The organism is Acinetobacter sp. YH12095 (assembly GCF_013419245.1).
Lineage (GTDB): Bacteria > Pseudomonadota > Gammaproteobacteria > Pseudomonadales > Moraxellaceae > Acinetobacter > Acinetobacter towneri.
The window spans coordinates 1-7,815 of sequence record NZ_VPAL01000030.1 but is presented as its reverse complement, the minus strand read 5'-3'; the positions used below and the strand labels follow the sequence as shown (position 1 = coordinate 7,815).

General features: G+C 52.6%; 6 protein-coding genes and 5 pseudogenes. 2 read left to right on the top strand and 9 right to left on the bottom strand.

The features are described from left to right. Positions 1 to 75, top strand: a pseudogene (locus FTU35_RS12855) (IS6 family transposase); the annotation flags it as partial. A 129-nt stretch (positions 76 to 204) separates the two neighbouring features. Here FTU35_RS12855 and FTU35_RS12850 read toward each other — a convergent pair. From FTU35_RS12850 to dfrA16, 8 genes and pseudogenes are all read right to left on the bottom strand, one after another. Further along, entirely contained in the window at positions 205 to 705 is a 501-nt protein-coding gene (locus FTU35_RS12850; protein ID WP_000376623.1) for a GNAT family N-acetyltransferase, read from the bottom strand. A gap of 127 nt (positions 706 to 832) precedes the next feature. Continuing rightward, complete coding sequence (gene sul1 / locus FTU35_RS12845; protein WP_000259031.1) at positions 833 to 1,672, bottom strand: sulfonamide-resistant dihydropteroate synthase Sul1; 840 nt, start codon at positions 1,670 to 1,672, stop codon at positions 833 to 835. Continuing rightward, positions 1,666 to 2,013, bottom strand: a complete 348-nt coding sequence (locus FTU35_RS12840) for a quaternary ammonium compound efflux SMR transporter QacE delta 1 (RefSeq protein ID WP_000679427.1) — start codon at positions 2,011 to 2,013, stop codon at positions 1,666 to 1,668. The genes sul1 and FTU35_RS12840 overlap by 7 nt, the downstream gene beginning before the upstream one ends. A gap of 116 nt (positions 2,014 to 2,129) precedes the next feature. Continuing rightward, a pseudogene (aadA1, locus tag FTU35_RS12835) lies at positions 2,130 to 2,968 on the bottom strand (ANT(3'')-Ia family aminoglycoside nucleotidyltransferase AadA1). A 92-nt stretch (positions 2,969 to 3,060) separates the two neighbouring features. Beyond that, the gene (locus FTU35_RS12830; protein ID WP_001256773.1) at positions 3,061 to 4,320 is read right to left on the bottom strand and encodes a chloramphenicol efflux MFS transporter CmlA6; all 1,260 of its coding nucleotides are present in this window, start codon (positions 4,318 to 4,320) and stop codon (positions 3,061 to 3,063) included. A 214-nt stretch (positions 4,321 to 4,534) separates the two neighbouring features. After that, positions 4,535 to 5,373 (bottom strand): annotated as a pseudogene (locus FTU35_RS12825) (AadA family aminoglycoside 3''-O-nucleotidyltransferase). Positions 5,374 to 5,490: 117 nt separating this feature from the next. Further along, complete coding sequence (locus FTU35_RS12820; RefSeq protein WP_001931474.1) at positions 5,491 to 6,357, bottom strand: PSE family carbenicillin-hydrolyzing class A beta-lactamase CARB-2; 867 nt, start codon at positions 6,355 to 6,357, stop codon at positions 5,491 to 5,493. A gap of 164 nt (positions 6,358 to 6,521) precedes the next feature. Beyond that, positions 6,522 to 6,995 (bottom strand): trimethoprim-resistant dihydrofolate reductase DfrA16, encoded by a 474-nt coding sequence (gene dfrA16, locus FTU35_RS12815; protein WP_032490158.1) that lies wholly within the window; start codon positions 6,993 to 6,995, stop codon positions 6,522 to 6,524. Between the two features lie 155 nt (positions 6,996 to 7,150). Between dfrA16 and intI1 the strand changes: the two are divergent. After that, a pseudogene (intI1, locus tag FTU35_RS12810) lies at positions 7,151 to 7,687 on the top strand (class 1 integron integrase IntI1); the annotation flags it as partial. A 53-nt stretch (positions 7,688 to 7,740) separates the two neighbouring features. Here the strand turns inward: intI1 and FTU35_RS12805 are convergent. After that, positions 7,741 to 7,815: pseudogene (locus tag FTU35_RS12805) on the bottom strand (IS6 family transposase); the annotation flags it as partial.

The window sequence follows — 7,815 nt, the reverse complement described above, 5'->3', positions numbered from 1 at the left end:
GGCCAGGCCTCAGCATTTTATTATGGTGATCCCCTGGGCGAAATGCGCCTGGTAAGCAGAGTTTTTGAAATGTAAGGCCTTTGAATAAGACAAAAGGCTGCCTCATCGCTAACTTTGCAACAGTGCCTCGCGGTCGGACTGCAAGTGATCTTGAAGCCACGGGCCCGTCCCACCCCGACATGGACCTCGATGCCCGAACGGACGTTAGATTTCGAGTTCTAGGCGTTCTGCGATGAAGGTTGGATCCCAGCCGGGATTGAAAGTGTCGACGTGGGTGAATCCGAGCCGCTCGTATAGGCCACGCAGGTTCGGGTGGCAGTCGAGCCGCAGCTTGGCGCACCCCTGCGTTCGCGCGGCATGGCGGCAAGCCTCGATCAGCGCGGAGCTGACACCCCGGCCCGCATGTGTCCGTCGCACCGCGAGCTTGTGCAGATATGCGGCCTCCCCCTTGAGGGCGTCGGGCCAGAACTCGGGATCCTCGGCCGACAAGGTGCAACAGCCGACGATGCCGTCGCTGCAACTCGCGACTAGGAGCTCGGATCTCAGGACGAAGGTCTCCGCGAATGTCCGGTCGATCCGCGCGACGTCCCAGGCGGGCGTTCCCTTGGCGGACATCCACGCCGCAGCGTCGTGCATCAGCCGCACAACCTCGTCGATATCACCCGAGCAGGCGACCCGAACGTTCGGAGGCTCCTCGCTGTCCATTCGCTCCCCTGGCGCGGTATGAACCGCCGCCTCATAGTGCAGTTTGATCCTGACGAGCCCAGCATGTCTGCGCCCACCTTCGCGGAACCTGACCAGGGTCCGCTAGCGGGCGGCCGGAAGGTGAATGCTAGGCATGATCTAACCCTCGGTCTCTGGCGTCGCGACTGCGAAATTTCGCGAGGGTTTCCGAGAAGGTGATTGCGCTTCGCAGATCTCCAGGCGCGTGGGTGCGGACGTAGTCAGCGCCATTGCCGATCGCGTGAAGTTCCGCCGCAAGGCTCGCTGGACCCAGATCCTTTACAGGAAGGCCAACGGTGGCGCCCAAGAAGGATTTCCGCGACACCGAGACCAATAGCGGAAGCCCCAACGCCGACTTCAGCTTTTGAAGGTTCGACAGCACGTGCAGCGATGTTTCCGGTGCGGGGCTCAAGAAAAATCCCATCCCCGGATCGAGGATGAGCCGGTCGGCAGCGACCCCGCTCCGTCGCAAGGCGGAAACCCGCGCCTCGAAGAACCGCACAATCTCGTCGAGCGCGTCTTCGGGTCGAAGGTGACCGGTGCGGGTGGCGATGCCATCCCGCTGCGCTGAGTGCATAACCACCAGCCTGCAGTCCGCCTCAGCAATATCGGGATAGAGCGCAGGGTCAGGAAATCCTTGGATATCGTTCAGGTAGCCCACGCCGCGCTTGAGCGCATAGCGCTGGGTTTCCGGTTGGAAGCTGTCGATTGAAACACGGTGCATCTGATCGGACAGGGCGTCTAAGAGCGGCGCAATACGTCTGATCTCATCGGCCGGCGATACAGGCCTCGCGTCCGGATGGCTGGCGGCCGGTCCGACATCCACGACGTCTGATCCGACTCGCAGCATTTCGATCGCCGCGGTGACAGCGCCGGCGGGGTCTAGCCGCCGGCTCTCATCGAAGAAGGAGTCCTCGGTGAGATTCAGAATGCCGAACACCGTCACCATGGCGTCGGCCTCCGCAGCGACTTCCACGATGGGGATCGGGCGAGCAAAAAGGCAGCAATTATGAGCCCCATACCTACAAAGCCCCACGCATCAAGCTTTTGCCCATGAAGCAACCAGGCAATGGCTGTAATTATGACGACGCCGAGTCCCGACCAGACTGCATAAGCAACACCGACAGGGATGGATTTCAGAACCAGAGAAAGAAAATAAAATGCGATGCCATAACCGATTATGACAACGGCGGAAGGGGCAAGCTTAGTAAAGCCCTCGCTAGATTTTAATGCGGATGTTGCGATTACTTCGCCAACTATTGCGATAACAAGAAAAAGCCAGCCTTTCATGATATATCTCCCAATTTGTGTAGGGCTTATTATGCACGCTTAAAAATAATAAAAGCAGACTTGACCTGATAGTTTGGCTGTGAGCAATTATGTGCTTAGTGCATCTAACGCTTGAGTTAAGCCGCGCCGCGAAGCGGCGTCGGCTTGAACGAATTGTTAGACATTATTTGCCGACTACCTTGGTGATCTCGCCTTTCACGTAGTGAACAAATTCTTCCAACTGATCTGCGCGGGAGGCCAAGCGATCTTCTTCTTGTCCAAGATAAGCCTGTCTAGCTTCAAGTATGACGGGCTGATACTGGGCCGGCAGGCGCTCCATTGCCCAGTCGGCAGCGACATCCTTCGGCGCGATTTTGCCGGTTACTGCGCTGTACCAAATGCGGGACAACGTAAGCACTACATTTCGCTCATCGCCAGCCCAGTCGGGCGGCGAGTTCCATAGCGTTAAGGTTTCATTTAGCGCCTCAAATAGATCCTGTTCAGGAACCGGATCAAAGAGTTCCTCCGCCGCTGGACCTACCAAGGCAACGCTATGTTCTCTTGCTTTTGTCAGCAAGATAGCCAGATCAATGTCGATCGTGGCTGGCTCGAAGATACCTGCAAGAATGTCATTGCGCTGCCATTCTCCAAATTGCAGTTCGCGCTTAGCTGGATAACGCCACGGAATGATGTCGTCGTGCACAACAATGGTGACTTCTACAGCGCGGAGAATCTCGCTCTCTCCAGGGGAAGCCGAAGTTTCCAAAAGGTCGTTGATCAAAGCTCGCCGCGTTGTTTCATCAAGCCTTACGGTCACCGTAACCAGCAAATCAATATCACTGTGTGGCTTCAGGCCGCCATCCACTGCGGAGCCGTACAAATGTACGGCCAGCAACGTCGGTTCGAGATGGCGCTCGATGACGCCAACTACCTCTGATAGTTGAGTCGATACTTCGGCGATCACCGCTTCCCTCATGATGTTTAACGCCTGAGCTCAGCCGACCGAAACCGCGTAGCGGTTTTGGGTCGGCTGCAGCGATTTGTTGGGCGATAGCTTGCCACATTCTCTCAACGATTGGGATTTGATGTACTTTCCGCACTTTGTAGCGCGACCACATCATGCTCCCCCTGGCCGCGAGAGCCCTTCACTCGGGAAACACAAGACAGACCGAGCACGACTGTTGCAAGGGTCAAACAGTACACGACAACCGGCCAAGCCGTGTTGCGCGGCAACAGCGAAATGATCAACGTTCCGATGCTTCCTAGCAGTACACCGCCCAAGCAGAAGTAGACTGCCGTGACCGTTCCAGCAACATGGTCGAATCCTCGAAGAGCGCCATTGGGCGCCACAGATACCGCTGTGGCGACACCAATACCCACTAGCCACATTGGAGCAATAAAGCCTAACACGGACTGCAAAGCCCATATTTCGGTGATGGCAAGCAATACTGCTCCAGCTATCAGGCATCCCATTCCCATTCGCAAGACACTTGGGCTGCCCCACTTGGGTATCACACGCCCCATAAAACGAGCCGTAAACACCATGGCAATTGCCACTGTGGCGAACAGCAGGCTGAAGCCAAGCTGAGACACACCTTGCCTGCCCATCATTAGTCCGGGCGCAATGGAGAAAAAGACGAAGAAGCTACCCATTCCAGCGGCGTAACACAACGTGTACAACCAGAAGTTCAGGCACTTAACGGGGAGTAGCAGCTGCGACCATTGCAAGCCCGCAACTCGTTGCACCCGGGTTTCAGGCCAGAATCGCCACGCTGCTGCAGATGCAGCGATCATGCCCAAACCTAGAAACGCAAAGATAGCCCGCCACCCAAGCCACATGTCGACGAGCGCTCCGAGCAATGGGCCTACCGCCGGGACTATGGCCAGCATGGATCCGAGTATGCCGTAAATGACATTACTTTCCTCGCGACCTGCGTAAATGTCACGTACTGTTGCAAATGTGGAAACAAGGCACGCCGAGGCACCACAAGCCTGAAGAATCCGAAGCCCCAGAAAGACTTCAGCCGATGACGTAAGAGCGAGGCCCATTGACGCCACAACGTAGGCGAGGCCACCTCCCAGTAGAACGGGGCGGCGCCCCAGTCGGTCCGATAGCGGTCCAAACAAGAGCTGACCGGCACCAATCATGACCAAGTACGTTGTCAGCGTAAGCTGAATTGTGCTCGCTGTCGTACCAAGCGCGTTTGGCATAAACGGCACTGCTGGCAAGTACATGTCCATGCCGAGTGATGCCAATAAATCGAACGGTGATAACAACAACACCGTGGCGGCAAGGGAGTACCGCCAACTAAAGTTTTTTGAGCGCACGAAACCATCTCCTTGAACAAAGGATTTGGCGGCGCTCCCGTAGAGCAAAAGGATTCATGAGAACGCCGCAACAACCGAAAAATGAAGGTTGCTGCGGCTTACTTGTCTGCGTTCTTGGAAGTGCTCATCTGCTGACTATCTCATGATTAAATTTGAATCGTAACAACTTTCAAGCAACTCTGCAAGGAGCCTTATTGTGCGCCCAACGCCGGAGTTAAGCCGCCGCGCGTAGCGCGGTCGGCTTGAACGAATTGTTAGACATCATTTACCAACTGACTTGATGATCTCGCCTTTCACAAAGCGAATAAATTCTTCCAAGTGATCTGCGCGTGAGGCCAAGTGATCTTCTTTTTGTCCCAGATAAGCTTGCTTAGCTTCAAGTAAGACGGGCTGATACTGGGCAGGTAGGCGTTTTATTGCCCAGTCGGCAGCGACATCCTTCGGCGCGATTTTGCCGGTTATTGCGCTGTACCAAATGCGGGACAACGTAAGCACTACATTTCGCTCATCGCCGGCCCAGTCGGGCTGCGAGTTCCATAGCTTCAAGGTTTCCCTCAGCGCCTCGAATAGATCCTGTTCAGGAACCGGGTCAAAGAATTCCTCCGCTGCCGGACCTACCAAGGCAACGCTATGTTCTCTTGCTTTTGTAAGCAGGATAGCTAGATCAATGTCGATCATGGCTGGCTCGAAGATACCCGCAAGAATGTCATTGCGCTGCCATTCTCCAAATTGCAGCTCGCGCTTAGCCGGATAACGCCACGGGATGATGTCGTCATGCACGACAAGGGTGACTTCTATAGCGCGGAGCGTCTCGCTCTCGCCAGGGAAAGCCGAAGCCTCCATAAGGTCATTGAGCAATGCTCGCCGCGTCGTTTCATCAAGCTTTACGGCCACAGTAACCAACAAATCAATATCGCTGTATGGCTTCAGGCCGCCATCCACTGCGGAGCCGTACAAATGCACGGCCAGCAACGTTGATTCCAGATGGCGCTCAATGACGCTTAGCACCTCTGATAGTTGGTTCGAAATTTCGATGGTCACCGCTACCCTCATGATGTCTAACGCCGCCATAAGTTGCGGCTTTGGAGTTGATTGTTTTGTGGTAGCGTAGCGTTAAACCACAAAACAAGCGACGGAAAAGCCGTCAACTTGATGGCCTTGTTAGCCTTATCAGCGCGACTGTGATGTATAAACGTCAAAAATTGAATGACCAATTTTAACAATCGCATCATTTCGCTCTGCCATTGAAGCCTGTGTTTGAGCTAGATAGATGCTCACAATAATTGGGGCTTGATGCTCACTCCACACAACTGCTGTAATACTCCGAGCACCAAATCCGCCAGCACCTGAGCGATCCGCAATGTTCCATCCCGCCGGCAATACTGAACGTAGTAAATTACCAGTGACTTGATTGTTCACCATCCAAGACTCTAATTTTTTCTGGTTCATTTCAGATAGCGCGGAACCAAATAAAAATTTATTCAAAGTACTGGCTATTGCCTTAGGAGTTGTCGTATCCCTCAAATCACCGAGCTTACCTTCATTTAAATCAGGCTCAATACGGTCTAGACGAGTCTCTTTGTCCCCAATTTGTCTTAAAAAATCAGTAACGCCTTTGGGGCCACCTACAGCACTTAGGATGATATTTGCCGCAGTATTATCACTTGTAGTCATAGTTGCGAAGCACGCATCATCGAGTGTGATTGCCTGCCCTACTTGCTTTTCTATTACAGGGGAATAGGTCACAAGATCTGCTTTCTTAATCTCGACTGTACTATTGGGATTAACTTTTCCTTGCTCAGCATCATATAGTAATTTAGCGCAAGCTATTGTTTTAAAAGTACTTGTTAACGGGAAGCGCTGATTGCCATTGTAATCCCAATATTCTCCATTTTGAGTATCAAGAACGGAAACACCTATACGAGCAGAAAGAGAAACTTCAATTGCCTTAACGTCTTGTTCAACTTGCTGAAACTTTGAACTACTTGCAAAAACCACGGATGGTATTAAAAGCGAAAATGCCAATAAAAACTTCATGTAAGTAACCCCATAATTTTGATTGTCACACATTTTATATAAAAGCATGAGGCTCCATAATATGGCTAACGCCCGCCTCAACTGCCGGAGGTTAATGGCGCCTTTTTTGCAGCTCCACCGCAAAAAAAGGTGACAGTAACCGGAGGTCAGATTGCAGGCGCTTGTTAACTCTTTTGCCAGATTTGATAACAATAGTTAATGTTAGACTCGAAATCTTGCTCAAATACCAACTTGAATGTATCTGGGATTTCAGGAAAAACTATGTCTCCATCTCGCTCGATGTCGACTGTTGAAATATGCAAAGTATCTACTTTGGAAATCAAGCTTTTGTATATTTCACCACCACCAGAAACGATAACATGATCCGTGATTTCCTCTAAATTTATTAAGGCATCCTGAATTGAGGAGAAAACCATTACACCCTCATCATTCGTAGAAAAATTAGAGCGAGTTACAACTGCATACTTTCGATTTGGGAGAGCGCCCATTGACTCAAAAGTTTTGCGTCCAACTAAAAGCCATTGATTATATGTAATTGCCTTAAATAGAAGTTGCTCGCCTTTGGCGCTCCATGGAATATCTGGTCCATTACCGATAATACCGTTCTTCGACTTGGCAGCCATTAGTGATAACTTCACGATTTCTCCCTCGAGTTAACTTTGTTTTAGGGCGACTGCCCTGCTGCGTAACATCGTTGCTGCTCCATAACATCAAACATCGACCCACGGCGTAACGCGCTTGCTGCTTGGATGCCCGAGGCATAGACTGTACAAAAAAACAGTCATAACAAGCCATGAAAACCGCCACTGCGCCGTTACCACCGCTGCGTTCGGTCAAGGTTCTGGACCAGTTGCGTGAGCGCATACGCTACTTGCATTACAGCTTACCAACCGAACAGGCTTATGTCCACTGGGTTCGTGCCTTCATCCGTTTCCACGGTGTGCGTCACCCGGCAACCTTGGGCAGCAGCGAAGTCGAGGCATTTCTGTCCTGGCTGGCGAACGAGCGCAAGGTTTCGGTCTCCACGCATCGTCAGGCATTGGCGGCCTTGCTGTTCTTCTACGGCAAGGTGCTGTGCACGGATCTGCCCTGGCTTCAGGAGATCGGAAGACCTCGGCCGTCGCGGCGCTTGCCGGTGGTGCTGACCCCGGATGAAGTGGTTCGCATCCTCGGTTTTCTGGAAGGCGAGCATCGTTTGTTCGCCCAGCTTCTGTATGGAACGGGCATGCGGATCAGTGAGGGTTTGCAACTGCGGGTCAAGGATCTGGATTTCGATCACGGCACGATCATCGTGCGGGAGGGCAAGGGCTCCAAGGATCGGGCCTTGATGTGGCACTGTTGCAAAGTTAGCGATGAGGCAGCCTTTTGTCTTATTCAAAGGCCTTACATTTCAAAAACTCTGCTTACCAGGCGCATTTCGCCCAGGGGATCACCATAATAAAATGCTGAGGCCTGGCC